Source organism: Leifsonia sp. Y878, assembly GCF_057669685.1.
The window spans coordinates 601848-615892 of the sequence record NZ_JBYHFS010000002.1; the positions used below are offsets into that span (position 1 = coordinate 601848).

Annotated in this window: 15 protein-coding genes and 1 tRNA gene; 10 read left to right on the forward strand and 6 right to left on the reverse strand. The window is 63.3% G+C overall.

The window, feature by feature from the left end:
- Nucleotides 1-33 precede the first annotated feature (33 nt).
- Nucleotides 34-876 carry an SDR family oxidoreductase gene (locus AC25Y4_RS08980; protein WP_488120046.1) on the reverse strand — a complete coding sequence of 281 codons (843 nt, stop codon included), beginning with the start codon at nt 874-876 and terminating at the stop codon, nt 34-36.
- A gap of 95 nt (nt 877-971) precedes the next feature.
- On the opposite strand from AC25Y4_RS08980, the gene AC25Y4_RS08985 reads away from it, so the two are divergent.
- Both AC25Y4_RS08985 and AC25Y4_RS08990 read left to right on the forward strand, forming a co-directional pair.
- Entirely contained in the window at nt 972-1550 is a 579-nt protein-coding gene (locus tag AC25Y4_RS08985; RefSeq protein WP_488120047.1) for a TetR/AcrR family transcriptional regulator, read from the forward strand.
- Between the two features lie 118 nt (nt 1551-1668).
- Nucleotides 1669-1854: a YegP family protein gene (locus AC25Y4_RS08990; protein WP_488120048.1), complete on the forward strand. Its 186-nt coding sequence runs from the start codon at nt 1669-1671 to the stop codon at nt 1852-1854.
- Between the two features lie 22 nt (nt 1855-1876).
- On the opposite strand, the gene AC25Y4_RS08995 is transcribed toward AC25Y4_RS08990, so the two are convergent.
- Nucleotides 1877-3763: a polysaccharide deacetylase family protein gene (locus tag AC25Y4_RS08995; protein ID WP_488120049.1), complete on the reverse strand. Its 1887-nt coding sequence runs from the start codon at nt 3761-3763 to the stop codon at nt 1877-1879.
- A gap of 249 nt (nt 3764-4012) precedes the next feature.
- On the opposite strand from AC25Y4_RS08995, the gene AC25Y4_RS09000 reads away from it, so the two are divergent.
- The 4 genes from AC25Y4_RS09000 (at nt 4013) to AC25Y4_RS09015 (ending at nt 7071) form a co-directional block, all read left to right on the forward strand.
- Complete coding sequence (locus AC25Y4_RS09000; RefSeq protein WP_488120050.1) at nt 4013-4807, forward strand: SDR family oxidoreductase; 795 nt, start codon at nt 4013-4015, stop codon at nt 4805-4807.
- 45 nt (nt 4808-4852) lie between these two features.
- Nucleotides 4853-5419, forward strand: coding sequence for a P-loop NTPase family protein (locus AC25Y4_RS09005; RefSeq protein ID WP_488120051.1), 567 nt, complete (start codon nt 4853-4855; stop codon nt 5417-5419).
- 241 nt (nt 5420-5660) lie between these two features.
- Nucleotides 5661-6374 carry a hypothetical protein gene (locus AC25Y4_RS09010; protein ID WP_488120052.1) on the forward strand — a complete coding sequence of 238 codons (714 nt, stop codon included), beginning with the start codon at nt 5661-5663 and terminating at the stop codon, nt 6372-6374.
- Nucleotides 6375-6459: 85 nt separating this feature from the next.
- Complete coding sequence (locus tag AC25Y4_RS09015) at nt 6460-7071, forward strand: hypothetical protein (protein ID WP_488120053.1); 612 nt, start codon at nt 6460-6462, stop codon at nt 7069-7071.
- Nucleotides 7072-7977: 906 nt separating this feature from the next.
- On the opposite strand, the gene AC25Y4_RS09020 is transcribed toward AC25Y4_RS09015, so the two are convergent.
- Together AC25Y4_RS09020 and AC25Y4_RS09025 are read right to left on the reverse strand one after the other, a co-directional pair.
- Nucleotides 7978-8049, reverse strand: a tRNA-Arg gene (locus AC25Y4_RS09020).
- A 182-nt stretch (nt 8050-8231) separates the two neighbouring features.
- A complete protein-coding gene (locus AC25Y4_RS09025; protein WP_488120054.1) occupies nt 8232-8855 on the reverse strand; it encodes an iron ABC transporter ATP-binding protein in 624 nt (207 codons plus the stop codon).
- Nucleotides 8856-9017: 162 nt separating this feature from the next.
- Here AC25Y4_RS09025 and AC25Y4_RS09030 point away from each other — a divergent pair, with 162 nt between their 5' ends.
- From AC25Y4_RS09030 to AC25Y4_RS09045, 4 genes are all read left to right on the forward strand, one after another.
- Nucleotides 9018-9398 (forward strand): cupin domain-containing protein, encoded by a 381-nt coding sequence (locus AC25Y4_RS09030; RefSeq protein ID WP_488120055.1) that lies wholly within the window; start codon nt 9018-9020, stop codon nt 9396-9398.
- A 129-nt stretch (nt 9399-9527) separates the two neighbouring features.
- A complete protein-coding gene (gene argS / locus AC25Y4_RS09035) occupies nt 9528-11204 on the forward strand; it encodes an arginine--tRNA ligase (RefSeq protein WP_488120056.1) in 1677 nt (558 codons plus the stop codon).
- A gap of 2 nt (nt 11205-11206) precedes the next feature.
- Nucleotides 11207-11962: an LmeA family phospholipid-binding protein gene (locus AC25Y4_RS09040; protein WP_488120057.1), complete on the forward strand. Its 756-nt coding sequence runs from the start codon at nt 11207-11209 to the stop codon at nt 11960-11962.
- Nucleotides 11963-12251: 289 nt separating this feature from the next.
- The gene (locus tag AC25Y4_RS09045; protein WP_488120461.1) at nt 12252-12518 is read left to right on the forward strand and encodes a CHY zinc finger protein; all 267 of its coding nucleotides are present in this window, start codon (nt 12252-12254) and stop codon (nt 12516-12518) included.
- Between the two features lie 118 nt (nt 12519-12636).
- Here the strand turns inward: AC25Y4_RS09045 and AC25Y4_RS09050 are convergent, their stop codons facing one another.
- Together AC25Y4_RS09050 and AC25Y4_RS09055 are read right to left on the reverse strand one after the other, a co-directional pair.
- Nucleotides 12637-12906 (reverse strand): hypothetical protein, encoded by a 270-nt coding sequence (locus AC25Y4_RS09050; RefSeq protein WP_488120058.1) that lies wholly within the window; start codon nt 12904-12906, stop codon nt 12637-12639.
- Nucleotides 12907-13053: 147 nt separating this feature from the next.
- Nucleotides 13054-13938, reverse strand: a complete 885-nt coding sequence (locus AC25Y4_RS09055) for an SDR family NAD(P)-dependent oxidoreductase (RefSeq protein WP_488120059.1) — start codon at nt 13936-13938, stop codon at nt 13054-13056.
- Between the last annotated feature and the right edge of the window lie 107 nt (nt 13939-14045).

Below are 14045 nucleotides of genomic sequence, written 5' to 3' on the forward strand. Positions count from 1 at the left end.
ATCCGCTGCAGCACTGGTAGCTGCTCAGGCTGGCTAGCCGGCGAGAGCCGACAGGTCGACCTTTCCGGTGAGCACTGCTGCGACGGCGCCGCCGTCTACGAGCAGGTCGGTGCCGGTGATGAAGGATGCGGCGTCCGACAGCAGGAATTCGGCGGCGGCTGCGATGTCATCCGGTGAACCAAGACGGCCGGTGCCTGACCCCTCGACCATGGCGCGCATGCCGGCGCCTGAGGGGCTGGCGAGTTCCTGCTGGCCCATCTTGGTGGAGATGACGCCGGGGCTGATCGAGTTGATGCGTGCACCCTTTGCGCCCCAGGCGGAGCTTGCGCCGCGCACGCGCAGCTGGTTGGCGCGCTTCGCGAAGGAGTAGGCGGCGCCGGGGTGGGGGAAGTTGTCTGGCGCGGTGGCCGGGAGGCTCAGCAACTGGTCCGTCGGTGCGAGTGCCAGCTGGCCCTCGAGCTCACGATCCATCGGGGGCATGAAGTGTCCGGCCATGCTGGCGATGACGACGCCTGCGCCGCCGGGCGCGATGACCTCGGCGAATTCGTCGAGCACCAGTGCGACCCCGAGCAGGTCAACGTTGAGGATGGCGACGGTCGGCGCCTGTGCCGGCGACAGTCCGGCCGTGTGCACGACCTTGCGCACGGGGCCGAGCTCTGCGGCTGCGAGGGCCAGGGCTCGCACCGATTCGCGAGAAGACACGTCGACAACCTGGGTGACGACCTGTTGGCCCTCTTCGCGGAGTGCGACAGCGACAGCGTCGAGAGCTGCTTCGTTGAAGTCGGCGAGCAGCAACGTCTTGCCTGCGCCGAAACGACGGCTGGCAGCGACACCCATGCCGCCGGTACCGATGATTACGAGAACTTCATTCGGCATTGCCGACCTCCTAGGTGTTCGATTGCGAGACGATTAGTCTCACAACCAAAATCTACACGCGCGGCCGTGCTTCCCGCACTACCTAAACTGATGCAATGGCCGCCGGACGCAAACGAAGTGAGACCTCGCGTCTCGCAGTTCTCACAGCCACGCGTGAGCTCGTCCTTGAGCTGGGCTATGAGCGCCTCACCATCGACGCGATCGCCGCGCGAGCAGGCGTCGGCAAACAGACGCTCTACCGCTGGTGGGGATCGAAGGGCACGATCGTCGCCGACGCTGCCCTCGACGGCGGCCTCGTTCCGTCACTCGACGCAATTCCAGACACGGGAGATGTCTCACGAGACGTTCGAGACTGGATGTACGACTGGGTTGCGCACGTCACCACACCAGAAGGCATGGGCTTGGCGTTGGCCCTCACCGCCGCGTCCTCCGATGACCAGGCGATCGCCGACCAGCTCTACGAGCGTTTCACCGGGCCGCACGAGGACCTGTTGCGGGTGCGATTGCAGACCGCTCGTTCCCAGGGCCAGCTCAAAGCGGATGCCGATGTGAACAGCCTGGCCGGCGTTCTCATCGGTTTTCCCCTCTATCGCGTCCTCGGCCGTCAGCAGCAGCCGACGGCATCCGATGTGGATGTGCTCGTGGAACTGGTGATCGCCGGAGCCAGGCCCTAAGCGGATGCCGGCTGCGCACAACGCTGACGAACTCGTCGACCTAGCGATCGCGGCGCGGTAGGGTGTGGACACCGGCCCCGTAGCCGGCGGAGCTCCATCTCAACGAAGAGAGTGTGTCTTGTCCGGCAAATACGAATTGAGTGCAGACCGATCCGGTGGGTACATCTTCACGCTCAAGGCCCACAGTGGCGAGGTGCTCGTCACCTCGGAGAGCTACCAAACCAAGGCGGCGGCGCTCAAAGGCATCGAGCTCGTCAAGTCAGACGCGAAGTCGCGGGTCGTTGACCTGACCGATCCGCATTAACGTCACGCGTCGTAGCAAGCGCCTACGGCGCAGGCGCTCCGACCGAGTCGTACATCGCATAGTCGTCGGTGACGAGGGTGCCGTTGTTGAACAGGTTCAGGCCGAAGCTGATCGCGGTGGCACCGGCCGGTAGCGCGGGCGTCGTGAACGTCGCCTGCGTGTAAGCCGAGGCCGCGGCGAACCACGGGCTTGAGGTCCAGTACACCCAGGTGCCGCCTGCGTCACGGTAGTACACGGCGAATTGGGTTACGGCCGTCGATGTGTACCAGGCGCGCAGTGAGTAGGTGTGGCCGGCGATGGCAAGCGGGGCGCAGCTCCCACTGTCCAGGCTCTGCAGCAGTTTGGCGTCACCATTTGCGTAGCCGGACACGATCAGGCGCTCCGCCTTCGTGCCGGTGCGTGCGGTCGCCACCGTGCTGAAGGCTGCCGTGTTCGTGCCGAATCCAGAGGTTTGCCAGCACTGCGGTGTCGTGCCTGTGCCGGCTGTCTCCAGGCTCGCGTTCTGCACGAGGTTGGTCCCTGCGGGTGGCGGCGGTGGCGGGGGCGCCGCCGTTGCATCGAACATCTCGTAGTCATCGGTCGTGAGTGTGCCGTTGCTGACGAGATTGAGCCCGAAACTGATCGCACTGGCTCCAGCCGGCAGGGCGGGCGTCGTCCACGAGGCCTTGAGGTAGCTCGTCGAGCCGGCGAAGAACGGACTCGCCGTCCAGTAGGTCCACGAGCCAAGTCCCGTTCGGTAATACACCTCGATCTGGGTCGGGGCGGTGGATTTGTACCAGGCGGCGAGGGTGTAGCTGTGCCCTGGGGTAGCGCTGGGTGAGCATCCGCCCAGATCGAGGGCCGGAAGCCACTTTGCGTCGCCGCTTGAGTAGCCGGCCATCCGCAGTTGCGCCGCACGCGCCCCGGTGCGCCCGGGGGTCACCGTCGTGAAGGTCGGGGTGTTGGTGCCGTAGGCGCCGTTCTGCCAGCACTGCGGCACACCACTCGTGAGGGTCTCCAGGCCGGGGTTGGTGATGAGGTTGCTGCCCACCGGCTTGGGCGTCACCGCAGGGCCGGAGACCACGGGCTTGACGGTGCCGCCGATCACCTGGTCGACCGTCTTGACGCTCGTCGTGGCCGGCCGGGCCTTGAGCCAGGTGGCGAACTGGGTGAAGAGAGCCGACGAGATGGCCAGCGGGTCGCTGCCTCCGATGTGGTGGAAGGTCAGCTGCAACCAACCGCCCGCGGTCTCGGCTTGGGTGACCGACCTCTGGAGGTCGGCGAGAGTCCACGTCTTCTCGACCTGGTCTGGGGCCTGGGTCTGGAAAAGATTGGCCGGCGGGATTGCCTCGCTGAGCGGGCATCCGCTGCAGCTGAATCGGGTCTGGATATCACCGAGATTGCGTGCGCTGTTGTAGCCGCAGTTCTTCACGATGGTCTCGGTCGCCGGGGTCAGTAGCGACGCGAACGGGTAGGCGAAGCTGGTGATCCTGAACCCCCAGTTGGTCAGGTTGACCCGGTCGTTGCACACCTGCCTGGTTGCCTCCTCGGTCGGCAGCGTCGCCAGGTCGGGGTGTGTCACGGAGTGCCCGCCGATCTCGTGCCCGTCTGCGGCGAGGGACTGCAGGTTGGCCACGGTCAGGTACCCGGGCTGGTTGACGTACCCGGACGGTACGTAGAAGGTCCCGCGCAGGCCGTTGGTCTTCATGATCGCGGCCGCGGTTAGCTGGTCAGCGTTGGCATCGTCGAAGGTGAGCGAGATCACCGCGGGGCCGGCCGCCTGCGCAGGGGCGGCGATGATCCCATCTGCGATGCCGGCCGAGGCGACGGTGACAAGGGCGATCGATACCCACGCGAGCCACCGGCGGACGGCACCTGAGCGGCGGATGGGGGGAGTCTGGCTGGCCGGTCGGGTGAACTGAATCGACATCACGCTGCTCCATTCAGGTCGCCCGCGACCCATCCGCTTCGGGTACGGAGGTCTGGCGGGGCGATGCTGGACACCCATTAATTCCCCGACAACCGTCCTGCAGTCAATGGGGTCGAGCATCTGCGGGGTATCGCGCTAGCGCACTACTGCCATCGCCATATTCACCGGCGCTCACTACCGCGAAACGCGACTCTATGTGAGACTCAAGCAGCTCTTCATCGGACCGACTTCGCGCAGAACGGACTTCGCATGGATCTCAGGCTCACAGACAAAGTTGCAGTGGTCACCGGGGCAAGCCAGGGCATTGGCCTGGCCATCGTCCAGGGGCTGGTGGACGAAGGCGCTCGCGTTGTCGCCGGTTCCCGGCATGGATCGGCTGAGCTCGACAAGCTCGTCGCAACGGGGGCCGTCGTGTCTGTGAACGTCGATTTGTCGACCGACGAAGCGCCAGCGCAACTCGTGGCACGCTCTGCTGAATTCGGTGGCCTGGATATTCTCGTGAACAACGTCGGCGCCGTGACCCCGCGCACCGAGGGATTCCTGAGCGTCACGGATGAGCAATGGCTTGCCACGCTGAACCTCGGCCTGATGGCAGCCGTGAGGTCGACACGAGCGGCCATCCCGCTCCTGCTTGAGCGGGGCGGCGGCAACGTGGTGACCATCGGGTCGGTGAACTCGTTCCTTCCCGACTATGGCGTCATCGACTATTCGGCAACGAAGGCCGCGGTGTGGAACTTCTCCAAATCGCTGTCCAAGGAATTCGGGCCGCAGAACATCCGCTTCAACACCATCAGCCCGGGCCCGGTGGCAACTCCGTTGTGGCTGGGGGAGAGCGGTGTTGCCGCGACACTCGCCAAGAAGATGGGTGTCGATTTCGACACGGCCAAGGCGCGGGCTATCGAAGCGCAGGGCGGATTCACCACGGGGCGCTTCACCGAACCGGGGGAGGTGGCTGACCTGGTGCTCCTGCTCGCCAGCAATCGGGCCGGCAACGTGAACGGGTCAGATTTCATGATTGACGGCGGCCTCGTCAAGACCCTGTGAATCCAGGAAAGTAGCGGCTCGCAAGACCGTATTTACACTTAGTCGATGCTTTCCCACGACGACGCTCTTCCTCTTCGGCCACGCCGCGTACTTGTGGCGGGCGTGTCTGGCACGGGCAAGACCACTCTTGCTGCGCGGATTGCCGCCATCACAGGAGGTCGGCCAACTGAGATCGACTCGCTATTCCATGGCCCGAATTGGGTCCCTCGTCCAGAATTCCTCGATGATGTACGAACGCTCATCGCCGGGGATTCTTGGACGACCGAGTGGCAGTACGGCTCCGCTCGCCAGTTGCTTGTCGAGCGCGCGGATCTGCTCGTGTGGCTCGATCTGCCATTCATGCGAGTGACGCTTCCCCGGGTGATCCGCCGCACTATTCGTCGCAGGGTTCACCGTGAGAAATTGTGGAACGGAAACGTTGAGGGCCCCTTACACGCGGTGTTCACGGACCGTGAGCACATCGTGCGGTGGGCGATCTCGACCAGGCGGAAGTACGACGAGCAGGTGCCGCTGCTGGAACTCCAGCACCCCCACCTCGTCGTAGTGCGGCTGCGATCGCGGCATGAGGTCGAGCAGTGGCTAGGCGGGGCCCTCATGGACGCAGTTCGATAGAGCGCTTACTTGGTCGAGGCCAAGACCCGGCTGGTTCGAGGCTATCGAGGGCCTTGTAAGTTGGGGTATCGGTTGTGCTGCGGACGATGGAGCGACAGCACCCTGCACGGTCGCCTCAATGGATCTCGTGACTACTCCATCCGTGCCGCCGGCAAGCTTTGGAAATAGATAAAGTGCCAGGGCTAATTGTGGCCAGCGTGTTGTTTAGAGGTCACGAAAGTAGATATTGGACGGTGGAGAAATGAAACCAAGGCGGCTTCCGCCCGCACGTAAGAAGCAACTCAATGCTCTCTTCCTGCTGGCCGCTGTCTTGCTAGTAATCGCCGGCCCTACGCTCATTCCACTTGCATTTGGTGCTCAGGGATCAGTCACGCTGCCGGTGTTCTTTGAAATTGCCGGAGGTCTGACAGCCGGCATCGCTTTGGGCTGGTTGTTCCTATGGGGCTGCTACCGACCGGGACGTCGACTTTTTCGAGTTATGACTGAGGCGAATCCGGGACTTCAGGTCGTGCCCTTCTATGCCTCAGCGCCCTTCATCAGCGGTGTGAAGGAGCTCACTGGCACCACGCTTGCATCGAGTGAGTCGCCGTCTGGCGCGTTTCTCGTGCTTGTTGAAACCGGCAGCAATTTTGAGTTGTGGAGATGGTATCGCGGAGGGGCGCGACGCGTGGGGCGGTTTGCATGGTCGACAATCACTGCCGCAGACGTCGGCACGGTGTCCCATTTTGTCACCACTGACAGGGCAATAGTCCTGACGATGCACATCGAGGGTCGTGCAATCGACGTCCCAATCTCACCGCAAGCCTGCCATTTCATGCGGCTAAAACCAGTCGATGACGAAGCGTTTGCGGGGCTTGTGAGCCGATGGCAACAACGTGTGGTGACGAGCCGGCATTGCGCCGTCACACCTATGGAAGATGGAGTGGCGAACGAAACCGACAACCGATTGGGGTGAAGCTACCCCATCGGGTGGAACGGCATCGACGACGACGACATGCAACTCGGACGGTCGGAATGTACGCATATGGAGGGCTGACGGAATGAGAAATCTCAACTGGCGAGTGGTTGCACCTATCCTGCTCGTTGGCGCGCTACTTGGGTGGCTCGTCGTTTGGAGATCCGCTCGCGCATCGAACGCATTCCTGCCGTGGATTGGCGTTGGGCTGCCCATCCTTCTGGCTGGGTTCACATTCATCGCCGTGGTGGCATTGCTGCGTCGCCGGAAGTCGAACCGGACGTGGGAACTGATGCTGAATGTCGATCCGAACGCCAGCCATTTCATCACCTTTGTGTATCCGCCCGTCAAGACTCAGCTGGGCCGACTTGGCTGGCGAGTTTACGGATCGTCCTATGCATCTGTACCCGCCGTTGGAGTCAGTATCAGCGCTGCCGCTATCAAGTTCTGGGAGGCGGGTGTACCGGAACCGACTCTCACTCTTCGTGCGTCTGACATCGAATCTGCGATTGTTGGTCGCGTCAGCGACGGGTACAGAAGTCATCCCGCGATCGAACTCAGGCTCAACACGACGGACCGCAGTAACCGGATCCAGCTGAGTCTTCGGGACGACCGCCACCACGACGTTTCCCCCATGGAAATGAAGATGGCAATTCAAAAGATCCCGTTGATGAACGGGGCAAACGGTCCGTCGTAAGCGGCAACCAACATCCGGCGATCCTTGTCACAGAGCTGCAGCTTGGTGTGTTCTCTGGGAACGGCGATACGGAGGTGGCCAGGAGTCCCCACGAATTGGAAGCTCAGATTCAGGCAGAGCAGCAAGCGATAGCCGTGCGGTGGAGCTGGCCTGCTCTGGCCAAATAACGCACCTTACGCCGCTTTTCCCCGAACTGATCGTGCTGAAAGGTCCCGATCAGAGCTGGTCCTTTGCAGTCGTCTAAACTTCCGGTTTACGCTAGTCGGACAAACCTTGTGCTAGGGCCGCATTCAGCGTCACTCGGCGCTTCAATCGAGGGATGCTTTGATAAATGAGCGCGAAGAGAATGCATCCTCTCACGGTCGCTGGCATAGTCGCAGGGTCCATCGTCGTGGTGGCCGGGTCAACTGTAGTGTTCCTATTTGGAACTGGACGACTTATCCACAACGGAGTCAACGGCATCACCCTCGCTTCGCTCCTTGTACTTGGAACCGTGTTTGTGCTTCTTCTCGATCGCTACGTGAATAAAAGGGAAGAAGAAGCCACCCCCTCCTCGCAGGAAGCACCTCAAGAGACCGTGCCACCACCGAAGCATGTAAGGCCTCGGCATCTCCTCGATGAGACACGTTCTCACCGGTTTATGCGATCGGCAGTCGTTGCCGTATCTTCTATCCTTCTGTCCCTGTTTCTACTTCTTTTGATCGCCGTACTATTTCCAAACCTTTAGGCACCGGGCGCTTACTCGGATTGCTATGCGGCCTGATGCGGCCTGATTCGGGCTCTCCCCTCGAAGGATCTCAGACGTCGCAAGATCAGCCGCAATTGGTGTGAGGGAAGCGTGCTCGAAGCGACTGTTGTCCGAACTACGTGGCAGAAGTCCGAACTTCGCGTGTCACGTGATAAATGTGCCCCCACGCAGATTCGAACTGCGGCCCCTGCCTCCGGAGGGCAGTGCTCTATCCCCTGAGCTATGGGGGCCAGGGTGTTCACTAGATTAGCAGCCCACTCGGCGCAGGTTCGACACGCAGCGCGCACGCACCACGCGGATTTGCGCCAGGCGATGGGGCAGCATCGACATCCGCTCGCAAGAAATCGACCTAAAACTCGTGGGTTAGGTCGATTTCTTGCGAGCGGATGAAACGAAGTAGCGGATGCGACTCTTACGGCAGGTGCGACACCACAGTTGACATGAGCACCTGCACGTCGCCGGGCTCAATGAAGTCAACCGAGCTGATCGTCACCCAGTACGCGCCCGTGAACAGCTGCGCGGTGCCGGTGCCGCCGACGTACTTGAAGAATCCGAGGTCGCCGTAGGTCGGAACAGCCGTGCTGGCGGTCACGGCATCGGCCTTGAGCTCCGCCATCAGCGTGTCGTTCGGCTGGGCCACTGACACCTCGATCAGCGCGTCGCTGGTCTGGTTCATCCAGCCGCAGGCCACGCCCTCGTACTCAACGGCGGTCGCGCCCTTGCTGCCAGCCGCGGGCGCGTAGTCCGGCGCCGTGCCGACGTTGGAGTTGAAGGCGTAGACGTCATCCGCTGTCAAAATCTGGTCGCAGGTCAACGCGACAGCGGTGCCCGTCGGTTCCGGTGCGGCCGTCGGCGCTGCGGTGTCGACCGGCGCAGCCGTCTCACTCGAAGCGGATGTCGGCTTCGGCGTGTTCGCCCCGCCATCGGATGCGGGGGAGCACCCGGCCAGGGCGAGGAGGGCGAGGGTCGCGGTAGCAAGGGCGACGCCGGTACGCAGGCGAGAGGTACGGATCTGAGACGAGTTCATGACAGGCACGCGTTGACACTACCAAGTGCATCATGCCGAATCCGCCATGTGGCCGCACTCCAACGCCCATGCCTAGCCCGTTGCGACCGTCGATTTCGGGAATAGCATGAGGGGAGCGGCCACGTGCTCGCTCACTCACCCGCGTGGCCCTTGTCTTCTAAGGAGTTCCTCATGGCTGACAACGTCGTAACCCGACTTGAAGTCAAGTCCCATGATTCGCCAGATGAACGTCGCGCCCCAGACAAAACCACCGTCGACCTCAACACCCTCGGCAACTACACGATCGGGCGCTTCACATTCGAGCCAGGATGGCGCTGGTCTGAGTGCATCAAACCCGTCGTCAACACCGACTCCTGTCAGGTCAACCACGTCGGATACTGCATCTCCGGCACCCTCGAAGTGACAACCAACGATGGCGCAACGGCCACGGTCGCTGCTGGGGATTCCTACGCGATCCCGCCAGGACACGACGCCCACGTCGTCGGAAATGAGTCGTTCGTCGGGCTGGAACTCGTCGGCGCTCCCGACTACGCAAAACGCGACTCCCACTAGGAGCGGGCCCAGCGGGTACAGCGGACACACCCGAGCGCCAGCAGGCACGGCCTGGTGGCCGTTCACAGCCAGTTGGCACGTCTGGTGCCCGTTTCACAGCGTCCCCGCGCGCGCCCGTAAGATTAGGGGGTGACTCCAGCCGAACTCTCCCAGACCCTCTTCAACCTCGTGACCGATCTGGTCGAGCGACGACGCCAGGCTGGTGCAGAAGTTCCCGACCTCGGTTTGACCGTGTCAGATGTCACCCTCGAACGACCGAAGAACCGCGACCACGGTGACTGGGCCTCCAGCATCTCCATGAAGATCGCCAAGCCGCTCGGTGCCAACCCGCGTGAAATCGCTGCAGAGCTCGCCGCTGGCCTCGAGCAGGTCGACGGTGTCGCATCCGTTGAGGTCGCAGGACCCGGCTTCATCAACATCCGCCTCGACGCCGCAGCTGCCGGCGCCCTTGCCAAGACCATCGTCGAATCCGGCGAGAGCTACGGCACCGGCCACCTGTACGACGGCATCAAGATCAACCTCGAATTCGTCTCCGCCAACCCCACCGGCCCCATCCACATGGGTGGCGTGCGCTGGGCAGCTGTGGGCGACAGCCTCGCCCGCGTGCTGCAGGCAGAGGGAGCGGATGTCACACGCGAGTACTACTTCAACGACCACGGCTCGCAGATCGACCGCTTTGCACGCTCGGTACTGGCCGCGTACCTCGGTGAGCCGACGCCGGAAGACGGCTACGGCGGAGCGTACATCTCCGACATCGCCGACCAGGTCGTCGCGCTGTACGACGGCGACATCGCTGCCCTGCCGCGCGACGAGCAGCAGGAAGTCTTCCGCTCCATCGGTGTTGACCTCATGTTCAAGGAGATCAAGGCCAAGCTGCACAGCTTCGGCGTTGACTTCGACGTGTACTTCCACGAAGACTCGCTGCACGAATCCGGCGCCGTCGACCGCGCCATCGAGCGCCTGCGCGAACAGGGCCACATCTTCGAAGAGGATGGCGCCATCTGGCTGCGCACCACCACGTTCGGCGATGACCGCGACCGCGTCATCATCCGCTCCAACGGTGAGCCCGCCTACATTTCGGGCGATATCGGCTACTACCTGAACAAGCGCGAGCGCGGCTTCGACCAGAACATGATCATGCTCGGCGCCGACCACCACGGCTACGTCGGCCGCATGATGGCCATGGTCGAGGCGTTCGGTGACGTTCCGGGCGTCAACCTGCAGATCCTCATCGGCCAGATGGTCAACCTGTTGAAGGACGGCGAACCCGTGCGCATGTCGAAGCGCGCCGGCACCATCGTCACGCTCGACGACCTCGTCGATGCGGTCGGAGTGGATGCCGGTCGGTACGCTCTCGTGCGCTCCAGCAGCGACTCGCAGCTCGACATCGACCTCGACCTGCTCGGCAAGCGCACCAACGAGAACCCGGTGTTCTACGTGCAGTACGCCCACGCCCGTACCCAGTCTGTGGCACGCAACGCAGCGGCATCCGGTGTTGACCGCTCGGTCTTCGCCCCTGAACTGCTCACCCACGACAGCGAGTCGGCTCTGCTCGGCGTGCTGCAGGAGTTCCCGCGCGTCGTCGCCCAGGCCGCAGAGCTGCGCGAGCCGCACCGCATCGCCCGCTACATCGAAGAGGTCGCCGGCTACTACCACCGCTGGTATGACAACTGCCGCGTCATCCCGCAGGGCGAAGAACCCGTCACCGACGTGCACCGCACCCGCCTGTGGTTGAATGACGCCACCGGCCAGGTCATCCGCAACGGCCTCGGCCTGCTCGGCGTCTCCGCACCAGAACGGATGTAGTCATGGCCCCCAAGCGCAAGGGACTCACCGCTCTCGTCGTCACCGGCCTGACGGTGCTTGCGCTTGTGGCTGCCTACTTCATCATCGACGCCGTGCTGCGAAACGTCGCGGAGAACCGCATCAAGCAGGAGATCACCGCCAACCTGCCAGAGGGAGTCACCGGCGATGTGTCGGTCGACATCGGCGGGATGTCGGTGATCGCCCAGTACCTGTCAGGCACCTTCGACAAGGTCGACCTCGCGGCTCCCTCGCTCAACGTGAACGGGGCGGATGCCGCGGTGCGCATCGTCGCGATGGACGTGCCTCTCGACAGCAACAAGACCGTCGGCCAGGTGCAGGGCACCGTTGAGATCGGCCAGGCCGCCCTCAACACGTTGATTCAGACGTCGCCGGATGCGCCAGATGGCGAAGTGACGCTCGGCGATGACCAGATCTCGTACACGGGCCAGATCGAGGTCTTCGGGCTGCCGATCGGATACGAAGCGACGGCCAAGCCGGAGGCCGCAGGGTCATCGGTGACCTTCACGCCGACCGGCGCCACGATCACGACAGGCCTCGGCACGGTTGATGCGAGTTCACTCGTGCAGCGTGTGCTCGGCCAGACGCCGATCTCGGTCTGCGTCGCGCAGTACCTGCCGAACGGGCTCAAGGTGACAGGCGTGGAGATCACGCCTGAACTGGCGCGCGTCACTGTCGCCGCCGACAACACCCTCAAGCTGAACCACGACTCGCTGAGCACAGTGGGCAGCTGCGGCTAACCAGCAGTCGTTGATTGACGAGGCCGCCAGGCCGTCTCGAAATCCAGCGGATGCCGCTCACACCTGAACTGCGCGGGTTGAACGCAGCCGCGCGCACACTGCAGCTACCGCGTCGCTGCGTTCACCCCGCGCGGCGCTCCCAATCCCGCTGATTGAGGAGCGCCCGAGGTACGAGGCCGCGTCTCGAAATCCGCCCCGCGCCTGTCGCCCACCCGCGGCATCAGTCCGCCTGTGAGACGGTTAGAGGGTGCAGATATACGGCAAACCGATCGACGACCAGACGCGCTGCGTGCACTACGCAACAGAGCGAGACGTCGTCGCGATCCAGTTTGCGTGCTGCTCCCGTTTCTACCCGTGCCATCTCTGCCACGCAGAAACCGTCGAGCACGAAGCCTCGTACTGGCCGGTTGAGAGCCGCGACGAGCACGCAGTTCTCTGCGGCGTGTGCCAGCAGACAATGTCAATCGCGACGTACTTCACTGCCAGTGAATGCCCGCATTGTGCAGCCGATTTCAACGACGGATGTCGGTTGCACCGACACCTCTATTTCGAGTAGCTCTTCGCAAGCAGGCGAAACTGCTTGGCGCCGGCATAGCGGCGCGGGTCGAACGCAGCCACGCGCATGTTGCAACTACCGCGTCGCTGCGTTCAACCCGCGCGGCGCTCCCAACCAGTTAGCGCGTACCCATGCCAGGTGCGACCGGCACGAACTCGATGCTGTGCTTCGACTGCACGGTCTTCACCGGACGCCGTGAGAACCCCTTGGCGTCGAGGTTGTTCTCGGCGCGGAAGGTGGCCAGCGCTTCGTCGTAGATCTCATTGAGCTGGAGACCGGAGAACTGCTCAACGGTTCCATCGGTGAACGCGACAGCAATCGTCGTCTTCTGGGGAAAGTGCTTGTTCATGCGGATGAAGCCTTCGGCATCCTGCGTGAGAGTAATCATGTTTTGCTGCCTTCGTAAGCGTGAAGGTCCAGTCTTGCGTACCTTTTACCCTCCACTGCTCACGACCGTTACCCTCCACTGCGCACGACCGCGTCGCGGCAGCGCAAATCAACGCCCCGCAGCGCCCTCCCCGCACCGCCTGTGGCGTTACGCCACGCTGCGGTTCGCAGCAGTCGGCAGGGGATCGACTCCGGTGAGCTCCGCGGAAATCGACCACAGCCCAGCCGCCAGAGTGTCGTCCGTGGCCTGCTTGATCGTCGCGCCATTCGGATGCAGGCGGTTGAAGAACGCGCCACTGGCCGCCGGAACATTCCGGGCGCTCGCGAGCTTGACCAGCGGTTCCGCGCCGGCTTTCGGGGTTCGCCCGAGCCCCGCGAAGTGCAGCTTCGATGCCACCTTCATCAGCGGGGAATCTGCGCCGAAACTGGTGGTCACGAATCCGGGATGAAACGAGAACGCCTCGATGCCCGTGCTCTGTGCTCGTCTGGCGAGTTCCCGCATGAACAAGATCGTGGCGACCTTCGAGCTGCCGTACGCGCGCCATCCGCCATTCCACGGCCGCGTCGCCCAGTCGAGATCGTCCAGTCGAAGATCGCCCATCCGGTTTGCGCTGCTGGCCGTTCCGAGCACGCGCACGGTATGACCAGCGGATGCCGTCTCCGCCAGCCGCGGGAATAACAAGCCGGTCAGCAGGAACGGCGACAGGTGGTTGACCTGAATGGTGAGTTCATGCCCGTCTTCCGTCATGGTGCGCTTCGACACCAGGCCGCCGGCGTTATTGGCCAGCACGTCGATGGTCTCGTATCGGGTGAGCACGGCATCCGCTAACGCCCGCACCTGGGCGAACGACGCGAAGTCGGCGATGAACGCCTCGCCGTTCGCGGCAGCGGCGACCTCGCGCGTGCGCTCCGGATTTCGCCCCACCACTGCAACCTGCGCGCCCTGCGCTGCGAGTGCGATCGCAGCCTCTGCCCCCAGCCCGGAGCTCGCACCGGTGATGATGATGGTCTTGCCCGCCAGATCGGTTCCCATGGCGCCAGCGTACGTTGTCGCAGGAAGTCGCCGCTATGTAAGACGCGGGACAAGCACGATACGCCGACCGATGGCAGCGGCACAGGCCTTGAATCGGGTGCTCACGC

Excerpts from the sequence above, each read along its gene's own strand:
- AC25Y4_RS08980 (WP_488120046.1), bottom strand. The coding sequence starts at position 876 with ATGCCGAATGAAGTTCTCGTAATCATCGGTACCGGCGGCATGGGTGTC.
- AC25Y4_RS08985 (WP_488120047.1), top strand. The coding sequence starts at position 972 with ATGGCCGCCGGACGCAAACGAAGTGAGACCTCGCGTCTCGCAGTTCTC.
- AC25Y4_RS08995 (WP_488120049.1), bottom strand. The coding sequence starts at position 3,763 with ATGTCGATTCAGTTCACCCGACCGGCCAGCCAGACTCCCCCCATCCGC.
- AC25Y4_RS09000 (WP_488120050.1), top strand. The coding sequence starts at position 4,013 with ATGGATCTCAGGCTCACAGACAAAGTTGCAGTGGTCACCGGGGCAAGC.
- AC25Y4_RS09005 (WP_488120051.1), top strand. The coding sequence starts at position 4,853 with ATGCTTTCCCACGACGACGCTCTTCCTCTTCGGCCACGCCGCGTACTT.
- AC25Y4_RS09010 (WP_488120052.1), top strand. The coding sequence starts at position 5,661 with ATGAAACCAAGGCGGCTTCCGCCCGCACGTAAGAAGCAACTCAATGCT.
- AC25Y4_RS09015 (WP_488120053.1), top strand. The coding sequence starts at position 6,460 with ATGAGAAATCTCAACTGGCGAGTGGTTGCACCTATCCTGCTCGTTGGC.
- AC25Y4_RS09030 (WP_488120055.1), top strand. The coding sequence starts at position 9,018 with ATGGCTGACAACGTCGTAACCCGACTTGAAGTCAAGTCCCATGATTCG.
- AC25Y4_RS09040 (WP_488120057.1), top strand. The coding sequence starts at position 11,207 with ATGGCCCCCAAGCGCAAGGGACTCACCGCTCTCGTCGTCACCGGCCTG.
- AC25Y4_RS09050 (WP_488120058.1), bottom strand. The coding sequence starts at position 12,906 with ATGATTACTCTCACGCAGGATGCCGAAGGCTTCATCCGCATGAACAAG.
- AC25Y4_RS09055 (WP_488120059.1), bottom strand. The coding sequence starts at position 13,938 with ATGGGAACCGATCTGGCGGGCAAGACCATCATCATCACCGGTGCGAGC.